We start from the raw sequence: 20,022 nt of genomic DNA, 5'->3' as shown, positions 1-20,022 counted from the left end.
GAACCCGATTATTATGCCGATACAGGTGTTACCGCCACAGCTTGCCAACCAAATCGCCGCCGGTGAAGTGGTGGAACGTCCCGCGTCGGTGGTAAAGGAACTGGTCGAAAATAGTCTTGACGCCGGGGCGACGCGCATTGAAATCGATATCGAGCGCGGTGGTGCCAAACGCATCCGTATCCGGGATAACGGTAGCGGTATCGATAAAGATGAGCTGGCATTAGCGCTGGCCCGCCACGCGACCAGCAAAATCGCCAGCCTGGACGACCTCGAAACTATTACCAGCATGGGTTTTCGCGGCGAAGCGCTGGCCAGCGTCAGCGCCGTGTCGCGTCTGACGTTGACCTCGCGCACCGCTGCGCAAAGCGAGGCCTGGCAAGCCTACGCCGAGGGTCGCGATTTGGCGGTTACGCTGAAACCTGCCGCCCATCCGGTGGGAACGACGGTGGAGGTGCTGGATCTGTTTTATAACACGCCGGGCCGGCGCAAGTTTATGCGTACCGAAAAGACCGAATTTACCCATATTGATGGAATCATCCGCCGTATTGCGCTGGCACGATTCGACGTGGCGTTTATTTTGCAGCACAACGGCAAAACGTTTCGCCAATACCGCGCGCCCAGCCAGCCCGGCCAGCATCTGAGCAGGCTGGGCGCGCTATGCGGCCCGGCTTTCGTCGAGCGGGCCTTGAGCGTTTCCTGGCAGCATGGCGATTTGGCTATTCACGGCTGGGTGGCGGATCCGTCGGGCGGAAAACTGCCCGAGATGCAATACAGTTATGTCAATCGGCGCACGATGCGCGACAAACTAATCAACCACGCCATCCGGCAGGCCTATCAGGAACAGCTGGCGGGGATGCAGCAGCCGGCTTTCGTGCTGTTTCTTGACGTGGAGCCCCATCAGGTCGACGTTAATGTCCATCCCGCCAAACACGAAGTGCGTTTTCACCAGGCGCGGCTGGTGCATGACTTTATTTACCAGGCGGTAATGACCGTTCTGCAGCAAAGCACGGCTCCTGGCCTGGCGATGGCTGAGGAAGGGCCGCGCGCGCCGGAAAACCGTCAGGCGGCTGGGCGCAATCATTTCACGCTACCCGCCGGCGAGACCTACCCCCGATGGGCGGCGCAGCAGGCCGACGGTGAAACATTATCACCCTTGCCGGCGGATCCAGCCGCATCCGGGCAGCGGCCTTCGGCGGCTGCCGGCGCCGAGGCGAGGCGCCTGAAGGAAGAGATCGGCGGAGATGGGGAGGGCGATAGCCAACCTGCGGTCGTAGGCGGGACGGTGTCGTCGCGTCAGCATAGCGCCGGCGGTAGCCAGGCGCGGGAGCGCAGCAACGGCTACGCCGGCGGTGCGGGTTTCAAGCGTCAAGAAGGGGCCCTTTACTGGCAACTGATGCAGACAGCGCCGTTGCCGCAAGAGACACAAACAGCACAGCGCGATATATTCGCTAAGCGTCGGCCGGCAGAGGGTGGCTGGTCGTCAATTGATGACGCACCGCTCTCGGCTGACGACGCGGGGCACGCTGACGTTAGTCAGGCCCCCGGGGGCCACTATGCCGCCGGCGCCCGTCACGGGCAGAGCGACAAAGAGGTTCCATTCACGCTGACTCCCGCTGAGGCTGACTCAGCCGGCGCCGCGTCGGTCAAACGGGACAGCGGCGCCAATCCCGCCCAAGCCAATACCGAGGATGCCCACCCGCTCGCCGGCGCTCACAGCGGCGCTGCCCACGTCAGCGTCGGGGAGAGCGTCGTCGGAAATCCGCACACGTTCGGCCGGGTGTTGACCTTGGTGCCGCCTTGCTACGCGCTGGTGGAATCGGCAGGCAGTCTGGCGCTACTCTCGCTGCCGGTTGCCGAACGCTGCCTGACCGAACGCCAACTGACGCCGGGGAGCGCGACGCTGCGCGCTCAGCCACTGCTGATTCCGCTGCGTATGACGCTGCGCGATGCAGAGATTGCGGCACTCAAACGCCACCAGCCGCTGCTGCAGGAAATGGGTATTGCGCTACAGGCACATGTTCATCATGCGATACTGAATGCGGTACCTTTACCATTACGCCAACAAAATTTACAAAACTTGATTCCAGACCTGTTAGGCTACCTGGGAGGTGAAACGTCGGTGACGCATCACCAGGTTGCGGTCTGGCTTGCCCGCCGGCTGCAGCACGAATCGGTCGCTTGGAGCCATTCCCGGGCGATACAATTGCTTGCCGAGGTGGAGCGGCTTTGTCCGCAGTGGGTGAAAGCCCCGCCCGACGGGCTTCTGGTAACATTGAATTTTGAGGCCGCTATTAAAACCCTGAACCATGACTGAGGCGACATTTCCGCGCGGGCCCCAGGCCATTTTCCTTATGGGGCCAACCGCCTCCGGCAAAACCGCGATGGCGATGGCGTTGTGCCAACATCTGCCGGTGGAGATCATCAGCGTCGATTCCGCGCTGATCTATTGCGGTATGGATATCGGCACGGCGAAGCCCGGCGCCGACGAGCTGGCGCGGGCGCCACATCGCCTGATAGATATCCGCGATCCGGCGGAGGCTTATTCAGCGGCGGATTTCCGCCGTGATGCGCTTAAGGAAATGGCAGAGATCACCGAGGCCGGTCATATACCGTTGTTGGTGGGTGGGACCATGCTCTACTTCAAGGCGCTGCTGGAGGGATTATCCCCCTTGCCCCCGGCAGATCCCGAAGTGCGCGCGCACATTGAACGCGAGGCGGAAACAATGGGATGGCAGGCGTTACACCGGCAATTGCAACAGATCGATCCGATGGCGGCAAATCGTATTCATCCTAATGATCCGCAGAGACTATCGCGGGCACTGGAAGTTTTTTTCGTTTCAGGTAACACTCTAACGAAACTGACAAAAATATCCGGTGAAGCGCTAGCGTATCGGGTACATCAATTCGCCATCGCACCGCTTGACCGCGCTTTGCTGCATCAGCGTATCGCGCAGCGCTTTCATCAGATGTTGGCCGCCGGTTTCGAGCACGAGGTCAGTACGCTTTTTGCCCGAGGTGATCTTCACAGGGAAATGCCATCCATCCGTCGCGTCGGTTATCGCCAGATGTGGTCATATCTGGCCGACGAAACCGATTATGATGACATGGTGTTCCGCGGAATTTGTGCGACACGACAACTTGCCAAGCGCCAGATGACCTGGCTGCGCGGGTGGCACGATGTTCATTGGCTGGATAGCGATGAGCCCGTCGTCGCCCTTGACAGGGTATTACAGGTTGTTAGTGCATAGGTTGGGTGATTGTGTACAATTGATGGTACTGAACGCGCTTTTTTACAACGATTATTTTATTTAGAGCCACATGGTTCTTGTTACAAACAACAAGCACATAAGGAAAAGACAGAATGGCTAAGGGGCAATCTTTGCAAGATCCGTTCTTGAACGCATTGCGTCGGGAACGTGTTCCGGTTTCTATTTATTTGGTGAATGGCATTAAACTACAGGGCCAGATTGAATCTTTCGATCAGTTTGTCATTTTATTGAAAAACACGGTCAGCCAGATGGTTTACAAACATGCCATCTCTACTGTCGTACCGTCGCGCTCCGTATCGCATCACAATAGCAATCCGAGCGGCGGTTCCAGTAATTATCACCATGGCAGCACCCCCGCTTCGCAAGCGTCGCAGCCGGAAAGCGATGACGCCGAATAAGGCGTATCCTTGTGTTGACCATTTGCGGTGCTTTAGCGTGCTGTCTGCGCTAAGGCCCGATTATAGCTGCGGTATACCCGCATTAGAGGTTGTACGCTTGTTTGACCGTTACGATGCCGGTGAGCAGGCCATGCTGGTTCACATCTTTTTCTCGCAAGACAAGGATATGGAAGACCTGCAGGAGTTTGAATTCCTGGTATCTTCCGCCGGGGTAGCGGCGCTGCACGTCGTTACCGGCAGCCGCAAGGCGCCGCATGCCAAATATTTTGTCGTCGAGGGAAAAGCAGCGTGAACAGGGCCGGCGCGCCCGTGCCCGCGCGCGCGCGCGCGGATGTGCCCACCGTCTTGCTGTTGGGGGATACCAACGCCGGAAAATCTACCTTATTCAATTTCAATCGGATGAACGAGGCTGGCGTTTATGCGGCCGATCAGTTATTCGCCACGCTGGACCCGACGCTCAGGCGCATCAATGTCGGCGATGTGGGGGATACCGTTCTGGCAGATACGGTGGGTTTTATCCGCCATTTGCCGCACGACCTGGTCGCGGCATTTAAGGCGACACTGCAGGAGACGCGGCAAACTACTTTGCTGCTGCATATTGTCGACGCCGCCGACACGTGTATTAGTGAAAATATTGACGTGGTTGATCAGGTATTGGCCGAAATTGAAGCCAACGATATTCCGACATTGTTGGTGATGAATAAAATCGATTTGCTTGACGATTTCGTGCCGCGCATCGATCGCGATGAAGAAAACCTTCCTGTCCGGGTGTGGCTTTCCGCCTACAGCGGTGAAGGTACGGCGCTGCTGATGCAAGCGCTCACCGAGCGTCTGGCAGGTGAAATTGCGCGCCATGAGCTCCGTCTGCGCCGCCGGCTGGCCGGCGGCGCAGTCGTTTTTATCAACTGCAGGCCATTGAAAAAGAGTGGGTTAAAGAAGATGGCAGCGGGGGGCTGGTCGTAAGATTGCCCATTATCGACTGGCATCGGTTATGTAAGCAGGAAATAGCGTTGGTAAACTACCTTGTCTGACCGTCCTTTGGGAACTCAAGCCTGAAGAATACTAATTAAAGTAAAATGGAGCTAAAATATGGCGTGGAATCAGCCCGGTAATAAGGGACATGACCGCGACCCGTGGGGGAGCAGCAATAATAATAGCGGCAACTCTGGCGGAAATAATAATAAAGGCGGACGCGAACAAGGACCGCCCAATCTGGATGATATCTTCCGTAAACTCAGCCGCAAGCTGAGCGGGTTCGGCAACAAAAGCGGCAGCACCGGCACCGGCGCGCCGGGTAGAAGCGGTCGTTATATCGGTCTGGCGGTCGCGGCCGTCGTGGTCATTTGGGCGGGCAGCGGCTTCTATACGATCAAGGAAGCGGAACGCGGCGTGGTGTTGCGTTTCGGCAAATTCGATCATCTGGTTCAGCCCGGCCTGAATTGGAAACCGACCCTCATCGACATTGTGACCGCGGTCAACGTGGAGTCGGTACGGGAGCTGGCGGCGTCCGGCGTGATGCTGACCTCCGATGAAAACGTCGTGCGCGTGGAAATGAACGTGCAATATCGCGTGACCGACCCTGAGCGCTACCTGTTCAGCGTAACCAATGCTGATGACAGCCTGCGTCAGGCCACCGACAGCGCCCTGCGCGGCATTATCGGTAAATATACAATGGATCGCATCCTGACCGAAGGCCGCACCGTGGTGCGCAGCGACACCCAGCGCGTGCTGGAAGAAACTATTCAGCCTTATAACATGGGCATTACCCTGCTGGACGTCAACTTCCAGGCCGCACGGCCGCCGGAAGAGGTGAAGGCGGCGTTTGATGACGCTATCGCCGCGCGGGAAAATGAACAGCAATATATCCGCGAAGCCGAAGCGTACTCCAACGAAGTTCAGCCGCGCGCCAACGGCCAAGCGCAGCGTATCCTAGAAGAGGGACGCGCCTATAAAGCCCGCACGGTGCTGGAAGCGCAGGGGGAAGTCCAGCGGTTCGCCAAAGTACTGCCGGAATATAAAGCGGCGCCGGAAATTACCCGTGAGCGTCTGTATATCGACGCCATGGAGCGCGTGCTGAGCAACACCCGCAAAATTCTGGTCAATGACAAGGGCAGCAATAATTTGATGGTGCTGCCGCTCGATCAGATGCTGCGCAACGCGCCTGCCGGCAATACCAAACCCCGCTCGGGCAGCGATGCCCTTAATCTGCTGCGGCTGCCTGCCGCGGGCGGTAACGCCAGCGGAACCCTCATGGATCAGCGACGCGCCAATGCACAGCGTGCCGATACCACGCGCGAAGGGAGGGAATAACCGATGCGTAAGTTTTTATTGCTTATTGTGCTCGTAGTGCTGGTGGTGCTGTATGCATCACTGTTTGTGGTGCAGGAAGGCCAGCGCGGCATCGTCCTGCGCTTTGGCAAGGTGTTGCGCGACGGCGATAACAAGCCGTTGATTTACAACCCCGGCCTGCACATGAAAATACCGTTTATCGAAACGGTTAAAAATCTTGATGCGCGCATTCAGACCATGGAAAACCAGGCCGATCGCTTTGTCACCATGGAAAAGAAAGACCTGATTGTCGACTCCTATATTAAATGGCGTATCAGCGACTTCAGCCGTTATTATCTGGCGACCGGCGGCGGTGATGTGTCGCAGGCGGAAGTGTTGCTGAAACGGAAGTTTTCCGACCGTCTGCGCTCGGAGCTCGGCCGGCTGGATGTTAAAGGGATTGTCACCGATTCCCGCAACCGTCTGATGACCGATGTGCGCGAAGCGTTAAATAACGGCACGTCCGGCGACGATGAAGAGACGCAGGCGACCGCGGCTGACAACGCCATCGCTTCCGCCGCCGCGCGGGTAGAGCGTGAAACCAACGGCCCGCAGCCGTCGGTGAATCCGAACAGTATGGCGGCGCTGGGGATCGAAGTTGTCGACGTGCGTATCAAGCAAATCAACCTGCCGACGGAAGTGTCCGACGCCATCTATCAGCGTATGCGCGCCGAACGTGAAGCCGTCGCCCGTCGCCATCGTTCCCAGGGCCAGGAAGAGGCGGAGAAGCTGCGCGCCGCGGCGGATTACGAAGTGACTCGTACATTGGCCGAAGCCGAGCGGCAGGCTTTGATTACCCGCGGTGAGGCGGATGCGGAAACCGCCAAGCTGTACGCCGATGCGTTCAGCGAGGATCCTGCATTCTATGCCTTTATCCGCAGCCTGCGCGCGTATGAGAACAGCTTCAACAACAACAATGATGTGATGGTACTGAGCCCGGAAAGCGATTTCTTCCGCTTCATGAAGTCGCCGGAAGATACCGTGGTCAGCCGCCGTCCCTGACGGTTGCCCCGCACAGTTAATCAGGCCCGATCCTTCGGGCCTTTTTTTACTTTGAGGAAATATTATGAATCCGACGATTTGGATGGCGCTCGGGCTGGTGCTGGTATTGGAAGGGTTGGGGCCGATGCTGTTTCCCGCCGTTTGGCGCAAGATGATAGCTTCGCTGGCGACGCTGCCGGATCAGCTTTTGCGCCGTTTCGGCGGCGGTTTAGTGGTCGCCGGCTGCGTCATCTACTACATGTTGCGTAGCAAAATAAGCGCGTGATCGCAGCGCGAAAAAACAGCGCGAACCGGCGTCAAAAAGTACTGAAAGTCGTAGATTCAGATGGTAGAATCCATTTTTAAGCAATCTGGTGAAGTTAAGAGATGGGTAAGAACGTCGTCGTACTGGGCACCCAATGGGGTGACGAAGGTAAAGGCAAGGTCGTCGACCTGCTGACCGAACGGGCTAAATATGTTGTTCGCTATCAGGGTGGACACAATGCCGGTCATACTTTAGTCATCAACGGTGAAAAAACCGTCCTTCATTTGATCCCCTCAGGCATCCTGCGTGAAAACGTTGTCAGCATTATCGCCAACGGCGTCGTGCTGTCGCCGGAAGCGCTGATGAAAGAAATGGGTGAGCTGGAGGCGCGGGGTATTCCGGTACGCGAACGCATGCTGATTTCCGAGGCGTGCCCGCTGATTCTTGCCTATCATGTTGCGATGGACGTTGCGCGCGAAAAGGCCCGCGGCGCCAAAGCTATCGGCACCACCGGTCGCGGCATTGGCCCGGCCTATGAGGACAAAGTGGCGCGTCGCGCGCTGCGCGTGAGTGATCTGTTCAACAAGGACACGTTTGTCACCAAGCTGAAAGAAGTCGTGGACTACTACAACTTCCAGCTGGTGCATTATTACCAGGCTGACGCAGTGGATTACCAAACGGTGCTGGACGATATCCTGGCGGTAACCGACGTTCTGACCGGTATGGTGGTGGACGTTTTCGAGCTGCTGGACAGCGCCCGCAAACGCGGCGATCTAATGATGTTTGAAGGTGCCCAGGGCACGCTGCTGGACATCGATCACGGCACCTACCCCTACGTCACCTCGTCTAATACCACGGCCGGCGGCGTGGCCACCGGTTCCGGCCTTGGCCCGCGCTATGTGGATTATGTTCTGGGTATCGTCAAGGCCTATTCCACCCGCGTCGGCGCCGGCCCGTTTCCCACCGAGCTGTTTGACGACACGGGGGAATTCCTGTGCGCCAAGGGTAATGAATTCGGCGCCACAACCGGCCGCCGCCGTCGTACCGGCTGGTTGGACGCGGTAGCGGTGCGCCGCGCGGTGCAGATCAACTCGCTTTCCGGTTTCTGCCTCACCAAACTTGACGTGCTTGACGGTCTGCAGGAAGTGAAAATCTGTACCGCCTATCGCCTGCCCGACGGTCGCGTAGTGGAAAGTACTCCGCTGGCGGCGGAAAACTGGGAAGGCATTAAGCCGATTTATGAGACCATGCCGGGCTGGAGCGAAAGCACCTTCGGCGTGAAGTCGTTCGACAAGCTGCCCGAGGCGGCTCGTCGCTACATCAAGCGTATCGAAGAGGTCACCGGCGTGCCGGTGGACATCGTGTCGACCGGGCCTGACCGAAGCGAAACCATGATTTTACGCGATCCGTTTGACGCCTGATGGTCGTCGGACGTTGAAAAAGTAAAAAAGAGAGCAACCCGGGCGTGTCCCGGTTTGTTCTTATATGTCAATAGGTTATCCTGCCGTTACCGCGCATGCCCTCATTGCCCCCGACAAGTCTTATGGCCTGTTTGGTTCTCAAAGGTTACTCTTATTGTTCATGTTTTCCTTTTTACCGACACAGTTAACCCCGCCAGGGTTTGGCGGGCTTGCCAACGACAGCGGTATTTAGGTCGGCGCGCAGCGCGCCGGCTGGTTGTAGCGCGGGACACAAGATTGACATTTCGCCTGCCGTTAAAAACAGGTGTTGCCGCAGGCGCCCACACGGTTTATTGCATCAGCCCACGCCTTGGTTGGCCGGCATGATAACCTTGACCGCCGCTCTACATAGATGTGCGCGTGCCCGTTAGCGGCACGGCAACCTGTTTTGACATTATGGAGGTAGCACGATGTCACAAGATCCCTTTCTGGAAAGAGAGGCAGAAAAATACCCATTCCCGGTTCCCAGCCGAGAATTTATCCTCGCCCATCTAGCCAAGCGGGAAAAGCCCGCCAGCCGCGAGGAGTTGGCGCAAGAGCTGGACATCAGCGGCGAAGATCAACTGGAAGGTTTGCGCCGCCGCCTGCGCGCCATGGAGCGGGACGGGCAATTGATTTTTACCCGGCGCCAATGCTATGCGCTGCCGGAGCGTCTGGATCTGTTGCGCGGTACGGTCATCGGTCATCGCGACGGCTTTGGTTTCCTGCGCGTCGAAGGCAGCAAGGATGACTATTATTTGTCCGTCGAACAGATGAAAATGGCCATTCATGGCGATGTGGTCATGGCGCAACCCCAGGGCGCGGACCGCAAAGGCCGCCGCGAGGCGCGCATTGTGCGGGTGCTGGTGCCGAAAACCAGCCAGATCGTGGGCCGTTTTTTCACCGATGCCGGCAGCGCGTTTGTCGTGCCGGACGATAGCCGCCTCAGTTTCGATATTCTGATTCCGCCGGAGGCAACCCAGGGCGCCCGCATGGGGTTCGTGGCGGTGGTGGAGTTGACGCAGCGCCCGACCCGGCGTACCAAAGCCATAGGTAAAGTGGTGGAAGTGCTCGGAGATAATATGGGTACCGGTATGGCGGTGGATATCGCGTTGCGCACGCACGATATTCCCTATGTCTGGCCGCCGGAAGTCGAGCAGCAGCTCGCGGATTTGCAAGAAGACGTGCCGGAAGCAGCCAAGCGCGGGCGTATCGATTTACGCGCACTGCCGCTGGTGACCATTGACGGCGAGGACGCGCGTGACTTTGACGACGCGGTTTACTGCGAGAAAAAACGCAGCGGAGGCTGGCGACTGTGGGTGGCGATTGCTGATGTGAGCTATTACGTCCGCCCACATACGCCGCTTGATCAGGAGGCCAGCCGGCGTGCCACCTCAGTTTATTTCCCTTCACAGGTGATCCCGATGCTTCCCGAGGTGCTATCCAACGGCCTGTGTTCGTTAAACCCACAGGTGAACAGGCTGTGTATGGTGTGCGAGATGACCATCTCTGCTCAGGGACGCCTCTCATCCTATAAATTTTATGAAGCGGTGATGAACTCCCATGCGCGCCTGACCTATAACAAGGTCTGGCAGATCCTGCAGGGGCAGCAGGAATTGCGCACCCAGTACGCGCCGCTCGTCAAGCCGCTAATGCAACTGCATGAAATGTATCAGACGCTGGAGCAGGCCAGAGTCCAGCGCGGCGGCATCTCTTTTGAAACCGAAGAGGCCAAGTTCATTTTCAATGCAGAACGCCGCATCGAGCGTATCGAGCCGGTGAAGCGTAATGATGCCCATAAACTGATCGAAGAGTGCATGATCCTGGCGAATATCGCCGCGGCGCGCTTTGTTGAAAAGCACAAAGAGCCGGCGCTTTATCGCGTGCATGATAGGCCAAGCAATGACCACATTACGTCGTTGCGCACAGTATTGGGCGAGCTGGGGCTGACGCTCGGCGGCGGCGATAAACCCGAACCGAAGGATTATGCCGATATGATGAATCTGGTCGCTGGCCAGCCGGATCACGAAATGCTCCAAACCATGCTGCTGCGATCGATGAAGCAGGCGATTTACGATCCGGAAAACCGCGGCCACTTCGGACTGGCCCTGCAGGCCTATGCCCACTTTACTTCGCCGATTCGCCGTTATCCGGATCTGGCGCTGCACAGGGCGATCAAATATCTTCTCGGCCAGCAAAACGGTGAGATTGACGGCCGCGCCACGCCAACCGGCGGTTGGCATTCCGAACTGGAAGAAATGTTGCGGCTGGGCCAGCAATGTTCGCTGAGCGAGCGTCGCGCCGATGAAACGACCCGCGACGTGGCGGATTGGTTAAAGTGTGACTTTATGCAGGATCATGTTGGTGAGGTGTTTAGCGGTATTATTACCAGCGTGGCCAGCTTTGGTTTTTTTGTGCGTCTTGATGAACTGTTTATCGATGGTCTGGTGCATGTCTCGTCGCTGGACAATGACTACTATCGTCATGACAACATCGGCCAGCGGTTGATAGGGGAATCCGGCGGTAGAGTGTACCGGCTCAGCGATGCCGTTGAGATCCGCGTCGAAGCCGTGCATATGGACGAGCGCAAGATCGATTTTTCCTTGATTTCCAGCCGCCGTCAGCCGCGAGGCGCAGGCAAAACCGCGCGCCAGCGTCAGCAGCAGGCGACCCGAGGCGGCAACGAGGGCAAACCCTCACGACGTCGCCGTAGCGGTAAACAGCCCGCTAATTTCGAGCCTGATAGTGCATTCCGGCCGGCGGCGGGGACGGGAAACGGGGGCGGCGGGCGCGGCGGTGGACAAAACGCGTCTCGGCCGCTCCCCGGCGGCCAGCCGGCCCCGCCGGCGCAGGGGGGAGCGAAACGTGGCAGGAGCGGCCACCACGCCTTTTCCGCGCCGGCTAAACCGGCCTCTGAGGAAGCGCCCCGTAATAAACCGTCCAAGGACGGGGCATCACGCAATAAAGCCGTCGGCGGTAAACCGCGCCGCGGCAGGAAATCCGCCGCGGCGTCCGGTCATTCAGAAAGCCAAGTGTCGGCAAGCGCCATTAATTGGCATAACCCAAACGGGCCAGCCAGGCCCGTTGACGATGAAAGACGATCATGAGCGAAATTATTTACGGTATTCATGCCGTACAGGCCCTGCTGGAGCATGATTCCCAGCGTTTCCTGGATGTATATCTGCTAAAAGGGCGTGACGACCGCCGTTTGCAGCCACTGCTTCAGCAGTTAGAGAACGCGGGCATCGTTATCCAGATAGTAAGCCGCCAGTGGCTGGATGAGAAGGCGGAAGGTGCCGTTCATCAAGGCATCGTCGCCCGTTTGCAGGCAGGGCGCCAATACCAGGAGAACGATCTGCCGCCGCTGCTGACGCAGCAGGCCGCGCCGCTGCTGCTGGTGCTTGATGGCGTCACCGACCCGCATAACCTGGGGGCGTGCCTGCGCTGTGCCGCCGCCGCCGGGGGGCATGCGGTGATCGTACCGCGCGATCGCGCGGCGCCGCTTAACGCTACCGCCAAGAAAGTGGCCAGCGGCGCTGCGGAAACCGTACCGCTTATTCGCGTGACCAATCTGGCGCGCACGCTGCGTCTGCTGCAAGAGCACAATGTGTGGATAGTTGGCACTGCCGGCGAAGCGGACCACTATCTTTATCAAAGTAAACTGACCGGGCCGCTGGCGCTGGTCATGGGTGCGGAAGGTGAAGGCATGCGACGCCTGACGCGCGAACACTGCGATGAGCTCATCAGCATCCCCATGGCCAGTACGGTTTCGTCACTCAATGTGTCGGTTGCCGCTGGGATATGCCTGTTTGAAGCCGTGCGGCAGCGGGGGCAGAAGTAACCCTGCGGCCGCTGGCGCACGCTAGCGGTAAAGAATCGTCCCGGCGTGCCAGACGCCGGGGGTCACCGTCTCATCGATCATCAGGATCTGGTAGTAGCGCGCCTGATGTTCATCCGCCTGGCGCTGAAGGGCGTTTTTAGCGTCCATCGGGCTGCCGCGTTCATCCACTGTGACCTTGCCCGCCCGCGTCAGCGAACCCACCATATTGTTGCGGCTGATTTTGACCGCTTGTTCTTACGGAACCGGCGGCGACATCGGTTTGCCATTCAACACGCTGCATCCCGCTAACGGCAGGCCGCAAAAGAGGATCAGTGTAGAAAGCCATTTCATAGCCAAATATCCGCAATGCATAGGTGATTAAAGTATAGCGAAACCGGTCTGCAGTGATTATGGTAATGACCGGTCGCTGCTGCGACAGGACGGTGTAGCGTATGTGTGACGGCGAACGGGGGGCCATGGTCGAGATGCATCAGGAGTACGTCGGCTACATCGAAGTGATACATGCGCTGCCGGCGGGCGCTTATGCTTCACCGCGGCCGACGCTGTTCTTTTACCATGGCTACACCTCGTCCAAAGAGGTCTATAACTATTTCGGCTATGCGCTGGCGCAGGCCGGGGTTCCGTGTGATCTTGCCGGATGCTCTTATGCATGGTGCCCGTTTTGACGGCGATGAGCAACGCCGCCTGCGGCATTTTTGGGGTATTCTACGCAAAAATATCGATGAATTACCTGCGCTGTATACGCATTATTGCCAGCTCGGACAGATTGACGGCCGGCGCGTCAGCGTCTGTGGCGCCTCGATGGCCGGTATGACCGCACTGGGGGCACTGGCGGACTATGATGTGTTTCAGCGGCTGGATAAGCTGCATGACCGGTCGTTGCTGCTTTGGCACGGTGAGGCGGATCCGCTGGTGCCGCCGGCGGAGAGGGTGCGGCTGTATCAGGCGCCGCGCGCGCGGGAGGGTCATCATCGGGTGTGCTATCTTAACCGAGCCAGACATTGGTCATAAAATCACCGTGGGGGCGCTCGCGGCCACCGTGGCTTTTTTCCGCGAAGCGCTATAAGCACCGGCTGCTTGAGGCCTGAAGCCTTAAGCCCAAAGCCTGAAGTCCTATGGCCAACGTTAACCTAACGCCCGCAACGCTGGCGCTTCGACGTCGATAGCGGAAGTAATCCACCGCGGTCCTTGTGTTTGGCCGGCCGGATAAGTACAATTGGGCGTCATTTTTCGACCGTACACTTATCATGTTCCTTGCTTCCATGGGCCGCGGTTGTGACCCTGACAGGAGGCTGAATAATCCGTAAGGAGCAATTCTATGCGTTATTACGAAATCGTTTTTATGGTTCATCCTGACCAAAGCGAACAGGTTGCCGGCATGATTGAACGCTACAGCGCCCTGATTACCGGTGCTGAAGGCCAGATCCACCGCCTGGAAGACTGGGGCCGCCGTCAGCTAGCTTACCCGATCAACAAACTGCACAAAGCCCACTATGTTCTGCTGAACGTAGAAGCGCCGCAGGAAGTAATCGACGAGCTGGAAACAGCTTTCCGCTTCAATGACGCCGTTATCCGCAGCATGATCATGCGCGTTAAGCACGCGGTGACTGAAGCATCTCCGATGGTTAAAGCGAAAGACGAACGCCGCGAGCGCCGTGAAGATTTCGCCACTGAAACCAACAAAGACTCTGATTCTGGGGATTCTGAAGAGTAATCGATGATGACGGCGAACCGTCTGATGCTGTCGGGCACCGTGTGCAAGACACCTATTCGAAAGGTCAGCCCGTCGTCAGGTATTCCGCATTGCCAGTTCGTGCTTGAGCACCGTTCTGTGCAGCAGGAAGCCGGTTTTTCACGCCAGGCATGGTGCCGACTCCCCGTGGTGGTCAGTGGAAAACAAACACTCGATATTACTCGCAGTATAACGGTCGGCGCGCAGATTACTGTGCAGGGGTTTATTAGTTGCCATCAAGGGCGCAATGGCCTCAGCAAAATAGTTCTGCATGCCGAGCAGATTGATTTGATAGATTCTGGAGACTAGCCCCATGGCACGTTATTTCCGCCGTCGCAAGTTCTGCCGTTTCACCGCGGAAGGCGTTGTTGAGATCGACTATAAAGACATCGCTACGCTGAAAAACTATATCACCGAAAGCGGTAAAATTGTTCCGAGCCGTATTACCGGTACTCGCGCCAAATACCAACGTCAGCTGGCCCGCGCGATCAAGCGTGCGCGCTACCTTTCCCTGTTGCCGTACACTGATCGTCATCAGTAATCGGTTATCGGTTATCGGTTATCGGTTATCGGTTATCGTCCACTAAGTCTTTGAGAGGATGAGGTAATGCAAGTTATTCTGCTTGATAAAGTCGCCAACCTGGGCGATTTGGGTGAACAGGTTAACGTTAAAGCGGGCTACGCTCGTAACTACCTAGTGCCGCAGGGCAAAGCCGTGCCGGCCACCAAGAAAAACGTGGAATATTTCGAGGCGCGGCGCGCCGAGCTTGAAGCCAAACTGGCGGAAACCCAGGCTGCGGCTGAAGCACGCGCTGCAAAAATCAATGAACTGGGCAGCGTCACTATCCCGTCTAAAGCAGGCAACGAAGGTAAACTGTTCGGCTCTATCGGTACCCGCGATATCGCCGACGCGATCGCCGCTGCAGGCATCAACGTCGTTAAAAGCGAAGTGCGTCTGCCGAACGGTGTTCTGCGCACGACCGGGGACCACGACGTCAGCATCCAGGTGCGCAGCGAAGTTTTCGCCAGCCTGAATGTGGTGATTGTTCCCGAAGCGTAATCTCGCGATTATGTGAGGTTAAAACGCCGGCCCTGTGCCGGCGTTTTGCTTTTCCGATCGGGCCCGATCAGGATGACGCGATGATACCGATGGCCGCGGCGGCGTCAGCGTGACCATTGACGCCAGCCATCGCACTGCTGGCGTCAATGGCGAAGGGAGCGGCGCTGCTGATGGCATGGTTAGCGCCGTTGGTAGCTGCCGTCGGGCTGTAGCGAAAAACGTACTGGACCGGCGGCACCGGTTTCAATCTCCAGCAGCGTTACCACACCCTGCGCATTCTGGACTATCCGCACTTCCTGCCCGGCCTGCAGGCTGCTTAACGGTTTATCGCTACCTCCACCTGCGCCATGGCAAAAACATCCGCCACCGGCAAATTATGCGCGCGAAACAGCTGTGCCAACGTCTGGCCGTCGGCGAGGCGGTAGGTTTGCACGTGGCGGTTATCCGTGCTGTCGGCGACGGCGCTATTGTCCACCAGCTTGGCCTGCACTGCAGCCCCAGGCGGCGCGTCGTTACGGATCGTTGACGCGGGTGGTGTCTGCGGGCTATAGGGCCAAAGCAAAACAATGGCGACCATCAGGGCAACAATCAGCAGCCAGCGACGATGCAAGGGCGGCAGCGGGTCCATCTATTTAAAATCGTTCGGCAGATGCCGCAATGTCGCCAACAGCGTCTTCCCGCGCTGTGCCGCATCCGAGTGGCGCGTGGCGGGGGGGGTGAGTCCGTCCGCGGCGGCAACCCCTGCCAGATAGTCAGGGCGATGACCGCCGCTGCCGGGGGGCGTGATGAAGGACTCGTCTCCGGTCGCGGCGCCCTGCCTATCGGCCGTTGCGACAGCGTCACGGATAAGAAGGGCGCCCGGCGCCGGCGCTGCCGATGGAGGTCGGTTGCGGCTCATCCTTGTCCACGGCACTGCCGATGGCCAGGGCGTAGGATGCATCCTGCTTCGAGGCTATGGCGAACCTATCCTGTCCGTCGGGAATTCGTTGTAGCGTACGCTTATCGTCCTCGCCGGACGCCCGGCTGACGTCATCATCGGGGCCGAAACAGCGCTGCCATTTTTCCCGCGGGTCGGCCAGTCCCGGCAGCGAAAAGCCCGGGGACGTATTCTTCCTGGGCACGATTCTGCCCATGATGACCTCTCTTGCAAAACTGTTGCCGTAACCTGATGAAGTATAGAGCGGCGCGGGATGAAGCTCCATGCCTATTTCATACCGCGTCTTGCGGTTAAGGGGCGGTGTCATACTAATTGCGCGCGGCATTTTACCCCAACCGCCCGCGCTGTTATGCTACGCCTTTCGCTTTTTAAGATTTCAAGGAAAAGTTATGATCAACCCTCCTTTAGATAGCGTAGAAGCACAGGCGAACTACGGTATCGGCCTGCAGGTAGGCCAGCAACTGGTGGAATCCGGTTTGGAAGGCCTGTTCCCGATGCCCTGTTGCCCGATGCCCTGTTGGCCGGCTTGCACGATGCGTTGGAAGGCAATGCCCCGGCGGTGCCGGTAGACGTGATTCATCGCGCGCCGCGTACCATCCACGAACTTGCCGACGCGGTACGTCAGGAGCGCCAGCAGCATCTGGCGGTGGAAGGCAATAAATCCCTGGCGGACAATGCCGGCAAGGAAGGGGTCAATCTGACCGAATCGGGCCTGCAGCTTAAAGTGCTGACGCAAAGGCGCGGGTCCCATCCCCTAGCGGCAGGATCGCGTGCAGGTGCATTTACACCGCACCGGCCGGCTGCTGGGCGGGTACCGTATTCGACAGTTTGGTTGAGCGTGGCCAGGCGGCGGAATTCCCGGTCAGCGGCGTGATTGCCGGTTGGATCGAAGCGTTGACGTTAATGCCGGGCGGGGCTCCCGGTGGGAGTTGTATATTCCCCACAAACTGGCCTACGGCGAGCGTGGCGCCGGCGCGTCCATTCCGCCTTTCAGCGCGCTGATTTTTGAAGTGGAACTGCTGGAAATTCTGTAAACCTGATAAGCGCGCCGACCAGCTGTTCTCGGCGCGCTTATCAGTTGGCCTTGCTGCGCGCTGAGCTGATGTGTTGCCCTTTACGCGCGCTGGCGGCTTCTCGGCGGCGCGGCGATTTGAACTTCTGCGCCGTTGTGTGTCGAAGCATTATCACGCCGGGCAAAAAATACTATGATTACGTAAGGCTCATCTTCGAGGTGTATCATGATTGAACACATCATCGCGCTTTCCCGCGAGGCCGGCGCGGCTATTATGCAGGTCTACAACGGCGACAAACCGCTGGAGCTGGATCAGAAGCAAGATAACTCGCCGGTGACCGCCGCCGATCTGGCCGCACATCGGGTCATTGCCGCCGGATTGCAGGCGCTGGCGCCGGATACTCCCCTCCTTTCTGAAGAAGATCCGCCGAACTGGTCCCTTCGTCAGCACTGGCGCCGTTTCTGGCTGGTAGATCCCCTGGACGGCACCAAAGAGTTCCTGCGTGGTAACGGCGAATTTACCGTCAATATCGCGTTAATCGAGGAGGGTAAGCCCGTGATGGGGGTGGTCTATGCCCCGGTGACCGATAGGCTTTATGCCGCCGCGGATGGCAAAGTCTGGCGAATCGACGAGAATGGCGAACGACAGACGATCGAAGTCAAAGAGGCGCGTCCGCCGCTAGTGGTGGTGAGCCGTTCTCACGGCAACAATGCGGAGCTGCAGGATTACCTGGCCCATTTAGGTGAGCATCAGACGGTGACGATGGGTTCCTCGCTGAAGTTCTGTCTGGTGGCCGAGGGTTCCGCACAGCTTTATCCCCGTTTCGGGCCGACCAGCGTCTGGGACACCGCCGCGGGACACGCGGTGGCGATGGCGGCCGGCGCCCAGGTTAATGATTGGCAGGGACGGCCGCTAGATTACACCCCGCGCGAGTCTTTCCTCAATCCCGGCTTCAGGGTGTCGCTGTTCTGAGTCCGGCGTAGCGCGGTGTCACCGCCGCGGTTGGCTGGAGGGCCCCGTGCCCCCGCTGCGCGATTGCCCTCCGGCTTGAGGCCGCGCGCGCTTAGTGGTTTTGCTCGCGCAGCAGGCGCTGAATGAGCGCGACAACCTGCCGCCTGCCGCACTTCCTCCAACGGCAACAGCCCTTCTTTCACCCATTGCACTTCCCCGCGCGCGTTAAGCACTACGATTGCTGAACTTTTGCTTTTCAACTGCCAGGTATGGCGCACTACGCTGTCTGCATCTTCAATGATTTGCGACCAGTGGTAGCGGCGTCGGCTGGCCTCGAGTTGATGGCGAATAAACCAGCCGGTAGCAAAAAAAGCATCGCCGCGATCCACGATTGTCGTCGTTTGGTAATAATCCCGCGGTAGGCTGGCTTGTTGGGTGGCAAGCATTTCTGGACTCTCAAGGGGAACGATGGATTAGCTGGAAGCCCTTTACTAGCGCGGCTTACAGTGATTTTACTGATTCTGGACTGGATTGATTGTAATTTGGATAAATTTGAAAGCCGTTTAAAAATTATTTCATTAAAAATTATGTTGCTAAAAATAAACAAGGAATTTATAGTTTTTTAAACGGCCCTTCTGCGTTCGCTTGCTAGGCTATCTTCTGATGCTACTTCACCAACCTCACTAGCCCCCTTTTTGATTTGGTCATAGAGCCGCATTAGCCGCTCTTTTTCTTCAGGAGGAAGCTGTAAGATTTTTATGTTCAGATCATCACTTAGGCTAAGAAGTGATGCTATTCCCCTAGCGGGGATGACGGTAAGCAGTTCCTCTCTCTGCTCCTGGCTTACTCGTGATAATACCGAAAGGAATTCTCCCGTAACGGAATCATGCGAATGTGCGATGTTTTCCGCACTATTCATGCGATCACCGTATCCACTCTCTTTTCCTGTAGCTAGCTAATTAATAGTACAATCACAATCATTAGCAAGCAAAGAGAGGTGTTCACGCGTGGGGTAGGACTCTCCTTTTAAATACTTCCTTATGACGGCTTCAGAGATGCCGGATTTTTTGGCCAATAAGCTATTGCTAAGGGATCCAGCTTTTTCCATGGCTTCTTTCAGGCGCTCGGGAAAACGGATTATTCCCGACTCTGTAAAAATCCGTCCACGGATTTTTGTACCCGTCGCGGATTTTTAGTCGTAATCAGATGAATTCATTATGATTTCTCTTATCCGGCTGCACTAGAAAAAATCGTGCGAATAATCCGCACACATGTGTTGATTTTGGATTTTTATGCGCGTATATTCATACGAGATAATAATCACATTTAATTATCGCCTTTGATAAACTTTAGAAGATCACACAATGCAGTTGCCGAGACAAGACATGACCAGCTTGTTCGTTGATGTGGGGCATGACTGGTCTAGTAAAGCGATCATCACGGCATTGGATAAGAAAGGCTTCAGCTTACGCACACTAAAGCTGAAGCTCGGTTTGCGTGAAAACTCAATTCGCAATGTTTTCCATAGAAGAGTTAATTGTTATCAACAAACTATAGCTCAAGCTATTAGAGTTAACCCGACAGTAGTTTGGCCTAGCCGTTACCATCGCGAGAAACATAAATCTGCTTAGATGGAAACTATCAAAAATGTCTATCTGTGTAGTGGTCAACTAAAACTGGGCACCGCGTTAGCGTTCTTCCAGAATCTATTTTCTGATTCGTTTGGTGGCAACCCACCATTATATTTATGCGGCCTGAGTGCACTGTAATATCCCACGATATAGTCGGTAATTTCATGAGCTGCTTCG

At 57.2% G+C, this 20,022-nt stretch carries 19 protein-coding genes and 5 pseudogenes; 18 read left to right on the top strand and 6 right to left on the bottom strand.

Annotation, left to right across the window (positions count from 1 at the left end; all coding sequences use genetic code 11):
* The first annotated feature begins 13 nt into the window (after positions 1–13).
* The 10 genes and pseudogenes from mutL (at position 14) to rlmB (ending at position 12,521) form a co-directional block, all read left to right on the top strand.
* On the top strand, positions 14–2,314 hold the full coding sequence (gene mutL / locus ACTBDU_RS09220; RefSeq protein WP_438806265.1) for a DNA mismatch repair endonuclease MutL: 2,301 nt from the start codon (positions 14–16) through the stop codon (positions 2,312–2,314).
* Positions 2,307–3,248: a tRNA (adenosine(37)-N6)-dimethylallyltransferase MiaA gene (gene miaA, locus ACTBDU_RS09215; RefSeq protein ID WP_438806264.1), complete on the top strand. Its 942-nt coding sequence runs from the start codon at positions 2,307–2,309 to the stop codon at positions 3,246–3,248. The genes mutL and miaA overlap by 8 nt, the downstream gene beginning before the upstream one ends.
* Before the next feature lie 113 nt (positions 3,249–3,361).
* The gene (hfq, locus tag ACTBDU_RS09210; RefSeq protein WP_438806263.1) at positions 3,362–3,667 is read left to right on the top strand and encodes an RNA chaperone Hfq; all 306 of its coding nucleotides are present in this window, start codon (positions 3,362–3,364) and stop codon (positions 3,665–3,667) included.
* Between the two features lie 97 nt (positions 3,668–3,764).
* A pseudogene (locus ACTBDU_RS09205) lies at positions 3,765–4,698 on the top strand (GTPase).
* Between the two features lie 58 nt (positions 4,699–4,756).
* Complete coding sequence (hflK, locus tag ACTBDU_RS09200) at positions 4,757–5,977, top strand: FtsH protease activity modulator HflK (RefSeq protein WP_438806262.1); 1,221 nt, start codon at positions 4,757–4,759, stop codon at positions 5,975–5,977.
* Positions 5,978–5,980: 3 nt separating this feature from the next.
* Positions 5,981–6,997 carry a protease modulator HflC gene (gene hflC / locus ACTBDU_RS09195; RefSeq protein ID WP_438806261.1) on the top strand — a complete coding sequence of 339 codons (1,017 nt, stop codon included), beginning with the start codon at positions 5,981–5,983 and terminating at the stop codon, positions 6,995–6,997.
* A 64-nt stretch (positions 6,998–7,061) separates the two neighbouring features.
* Positions 7,062–7,262 (top strand): DUF2065 domain-containing protein, encoded by a 201-nt coding sequence (locus tag ACTBDU_RS09190; protein WP_438806260.1) that lies wholly within the window; start codon positions 7,062–7,064, stop codon positions 7,260–7,262.
* A 101-nt stretch (positions 7,263–7,363) separates the two neighbouring features.
* Positions 7,364–8,662: an adenylosuccinate synthase gene (locus tag ACTBDU_RS09185; RefSeq protein ID WP_438806259.1), complete on the top strand. Its 1,299-nt coding sequence runs from the start codon at positions 7,364–7,366 to the stop codon at positions 8,660–8,662.
* 449 nt (positions 8,663–9,111) lie between these two features.
* Positions 9,112–11,442: pseudogene (gene rnr / locus ACTBDU_RS09180) on the top strand (ribonuclease R); the annotation flags it as partial.
* A 341-nt stretch (positions 11,443–11,783) separates the two neighbouring features.
* Positions 11,784–12,521, top strand: coding sequence for a 23S rRNA (guanosine(2251)-2'-O)-methyltransferase RlmB (rlmB, locus tag ACTBDU_RS09175; RefSeq protein ID WP_438806258.1), 738 nt, complete (start codon positions 11,784–11,786; stop codon positions 12,519–12,521).
* A 21-nt stretch (positions 12,522–12,542) separates the two neighbouring features.
* On the opposite strand, the gene ACTBDU_RS09170 is transcribed toward rlmB, so the two are convergent.
* A complete protein-coding gene (locus tag ACTBDU_RS09170; protein ID WP_438806257.1) occupies positions 12,543–12,725 on the bottom strand; it encodes a YdgH/BhsA/McbA-like domain containing protein in 183 nt (60 codons plus the stop codon).
* A 251-nt stretch (positions 12,726–12,976) separates the two neighbouring features.
* On the opposite strand from ACTBDU_RS09170, the pseudogene ACTBDU_RS09165 reads away from it, so the two are divergent.
* The 5 genes and pseudogenes from ACTBDU_RS09165 to rplI all read left to right on the top strand — a co-directional run bounded on the left by ACTBDU_RS09165 (position 12,977) and on the right by rplI (position 15,313).
* Positions 12,977–13,587 (top strand): annotated as a pseudogene (locus tag ACTBDU_RS09165) (serine aminopeptidase domain-containing protein).
* A 252-nt stretch (positions 13,588–13,839) separates the two neighbouring features.
* Positions 13,840–14,235, top strand: coding sequence for a 30S ribosomal protein S6 (rpsF, locus tag ACTBDU_RS09160; protein ID WP_438806256.1), 396 nt, complete (start codon positions 13,840–13,842; stop codon positions 14,233–14,235).
* A gap of 3 nt (positions 14,236–14,238) precedes the next feature.
* Positions 14,239–14,562: a primosomal replication protein N gene (gene priB / locus ACTBDU_RS09155; RefSeq protein WP_438806255.1), complete on the top strand. Its 324-nt coding sequence runs from the start codon at positions 14,239–14,241 to the stop codon at positions 14,560–14,562.
* 4 nt (positions 14,563–14,566) lie between these two features.
* A complete protein-coding gene (rpsR, locus tag ACTBDU_RS09150; RefSeq protein ID WP_005974788.1) occupies positions 14,567–14,794 on the top strand; it encodes a 30S ribosomal protein S18 in 228 nt (75 codons plus the stop codon).
* 66 nt (positions 14,795–14,860) lie between these two features.
* Positions 14,861–15,313 (top strand): 50S ribosomal protein L9, encoded by a 453-nt coding sequence (rplI, locus tag ACTBDU_RS09145; protein WP_438806254.1) that lies wholly within the window; start codon positions 14,861–14,863, stop codon positions 15,311–15,313.
* Between the two features lie 67 nt (positions 15,314–15,380).
* On the opposite strand, the gene ACTBDU_RS09140 is transcribed toward rplI, so the two are convergent.
* From ACTBDU_RS09140 to ACTBDU_RS09130, 3 genes and pseudogenes are all read right to left on the bottom strand, one after another.
* Complete coding sequence (locus tag ACTBDU_RS09140) at positions 15,381–15,551, bottom strand: hypothetical protein (protein ID WP_438806274.1); 171 nt, start codon at positions 15,549–15,551, stop codon at positions 15,381–15,383.
* Positions 15,493–15,941: pseudogene (locus tag ACTBDU_RS09135) on the bottom strand (LysM-like peptidoglycan-binding domain-containing protein). Before ACTBDU_RS09135 ends, ACTBDU_RS09140 begins: the two are co-directional and overlap by 59 nt.
* Before the next feature lie 211 nt (positions 15,942–16,152).
* Positions 16,153–16,446, bottom strand: a complete 294-nt coding sequence (locus ACTBDU_RS09130) for a hypothetical protein (protein ID WP_438806253.1) — start codon at positions 16,444–16,446, stop codon at positions 16,153–16,155.
* A gap of 193 nt (positions 16,447–16,639) precedes the next feature.
* On the opposite strand from ACTBDU_RS09130, the pseudogene ACTBDU_RS09125 reads away from it, so the two are divergent.
* Positions 16,640–17,284 (top strand): annotated as a pseudogene (locus ACTBDU_RS09125) (FKBP-type peptidyl-prolyl cis-trans isomerase).
* Between the two features lie 204 nt (positions 17,285–17,488).
* A complete protein-coding gene (cysQ, locus tag ACTBDU_RS09120; RefSeq protein WP_438806252.1) occupies positions 17,489–18,235 on the top strand; it encodes a 3'(2'),5'-bisphosphate nucleotidase CysQ in 747 nt (248 codons plus the stop codon).
* Here the strand turns inward: cysQ and ACTBDU_RS09115 are convergent.
* Both ACTBDU_RS09115 and ACTBDU_RS09110 read right to left on the bottom strand, forming a co-directional pair.
* Complete coding sequence (locus tag ACTBDU_RS09115) at positions 18,181–18,660, bottom strand: YtfJ family protein (protein WP_438806251.1); 480 nt, start codon at positions 18,658–18,660, stop codon at positions 18,181–18,183. The genes cysQ and ACTBDU_RS09115 overlap by 55 nt on opposite strands.
* A gap of 509 nt (positions 18,661–19,169) precedes the next feature.
* Positions 19,170–19,334, bottom strand: a complete 165-nt coding sequence (locus ACTBDU_RS09110; protein ID WP_438806271.1) for a helix-turn-helix domain-containing protein — start codon at positions 19,332–19,334, stop codon at positions 19,170–19,172.
* A 244-nt stretch (positions 19,335–19,578) separates the two neighbouring features.
* Between ACTBDU_RS09110 and ACTBDU_RS09105 the strand changes: the two genes are divergently transcribed.
* A complete protein-coding gene (locus ACTBDU_RS09105) occupies positions 19,579–19,845 on the top strand; it encodes a helix-turn-helix domain-containing protein (RefSeq protein WP_438806250.1) in 267 nt (88 codons plus the stop codon).
* Positions 19,846–20,022 lie beyond the last annotated feature (177 nt).

It is taken from the genome of Sodalis sp. (in: enterobacteria) (assembly GCF_051710625.1).
Taxonomy (GTDB): Bacteria; Pseudomonadota; Gammaproteobacteria; order Enterobacterales; family Enterobacteriaceae; genus JBPESN01.
This window is presented reverse-complemented; position numbering and strand designations above follow the sequence as displayed.

Excerpts from the sequence above, each read along its gene's own strand:
- priB (WP_438806255.1), top strand. The coding sequence starts at position 14,239 with ATGATGACGGCGAACCGTCTGATGCTGTCGGGCACCGTGTGCAAGACA.
- ACTBDU_RS09185 (WP_438806259.1), top strand. The coding sequence starts at position 7,364 with ATGGGTAAGAACGTCGTCGTACTGGGCACCCAATGGGGTGACGAAGGT.
- rplI (WP_438806254.1), top strand. The coding sequence starts at position 14,861 with ATGCAAGTTATTCTGCTTGATAAAGTCGCCAACCTGGGCGATTTGGGT.
- hfq (WP_438806263.1), top strand. The coding sequence starts at position 3,362 with ATGGCTAAGGGGCAATCTTTGCAAGATCCGTTCTTGAACGCATTGCGT.
- ACTBDU_RS09130 (WP_438806253.1), bottom strand. The coding sequence starts at position 16,446 with ATGGGCAGAATCGTGCCCAGGAAGAATACGTCCCCGGGCTTTTCGCTG.
- ACTBDU_RS09105 (WP_438806250.1), top strand. The coding sequence starts at position 19,579 with ATGCAGTTGCCGAGACAAGACATGACCAGCTTGTTCGTTGATGTGGGG.
- hflC (WP_438806261.1), top strand. The coding sequence starts at position 5,981 with ATGCGTAAGTTTTTATTGCTTATTGTGCTCGTAGTGCTGGTGGTGCTG.
- hflK (WP_438806262.1), top strand. The coding sequence starts at position 4,757 with ATGGCGTGGAATCAGCCCGGTAATAAGGGACATGACCGCGACCCGTGG.
- ACTBDU_RS09170 (WP_438806257.1), bottom strand. The coding sequence starts at position 12,725 with ATGGTGGGTTCGCTGACGCGGGCGGGCAAGGTCACAGTGGATGAACGC.
- rpsR (WP_005974788.1), top strand. The coding sequence starts at position 14,567 with ATGGCACGTTATTTCCGCCGTCGCAAGTTCTGCCGTTTCACCGCGGAA.
- ACTBDU_RS09190 (WP_438806260.1), top strand. The coding sequence starts at position 7,062 with ATGAATCCGACGATTTGGATGGCGCTCGGGCTGGTGCTGGTATTGGAA.
- cysQ (WP_438806252.1), top strand. The coding sequence starts at position 17,489 with ATGATTGAACACATCATCGCGCTTTCCCGCGAGGCCGGCGCGGCTATT.
- mutL (WP_438806265.1), top strand. The coding sequence starts at position 14 with ATGCCGATACAGGTGTTACCGCCACAGCTTGCCAACCAAATCGCCGCC.
- rlmB (WP_438806258.1), top strand. The coding sequence starts at position 11,784 with ATGAGCGAAATTATTTACGGTATTCATGCCGTACAGGCCCTGCTGGAG.
- rpsF (WP_438806256.1), top strand. The coding sequence starts at position 13,840 with ATGCGTTATTACGAAATCGTTTTTATGGTTCATCCTGACCAAAGCGAA.
- miaA (WP_438806264.1), top strand. The coding sequence starts at position 2,307 with ATGACTGAGGCGACATTTCCGCGCGGGCCCCAGGCCATTTTCCTTATG.
- ACTBDU_RS09115 (WP_438806251.1), bottom strand. The coding sequence starts at position 18,660 with ATGCTTGCCACCCAACAAGCCAGCCTACCGCGGGATTATTACCAAACG.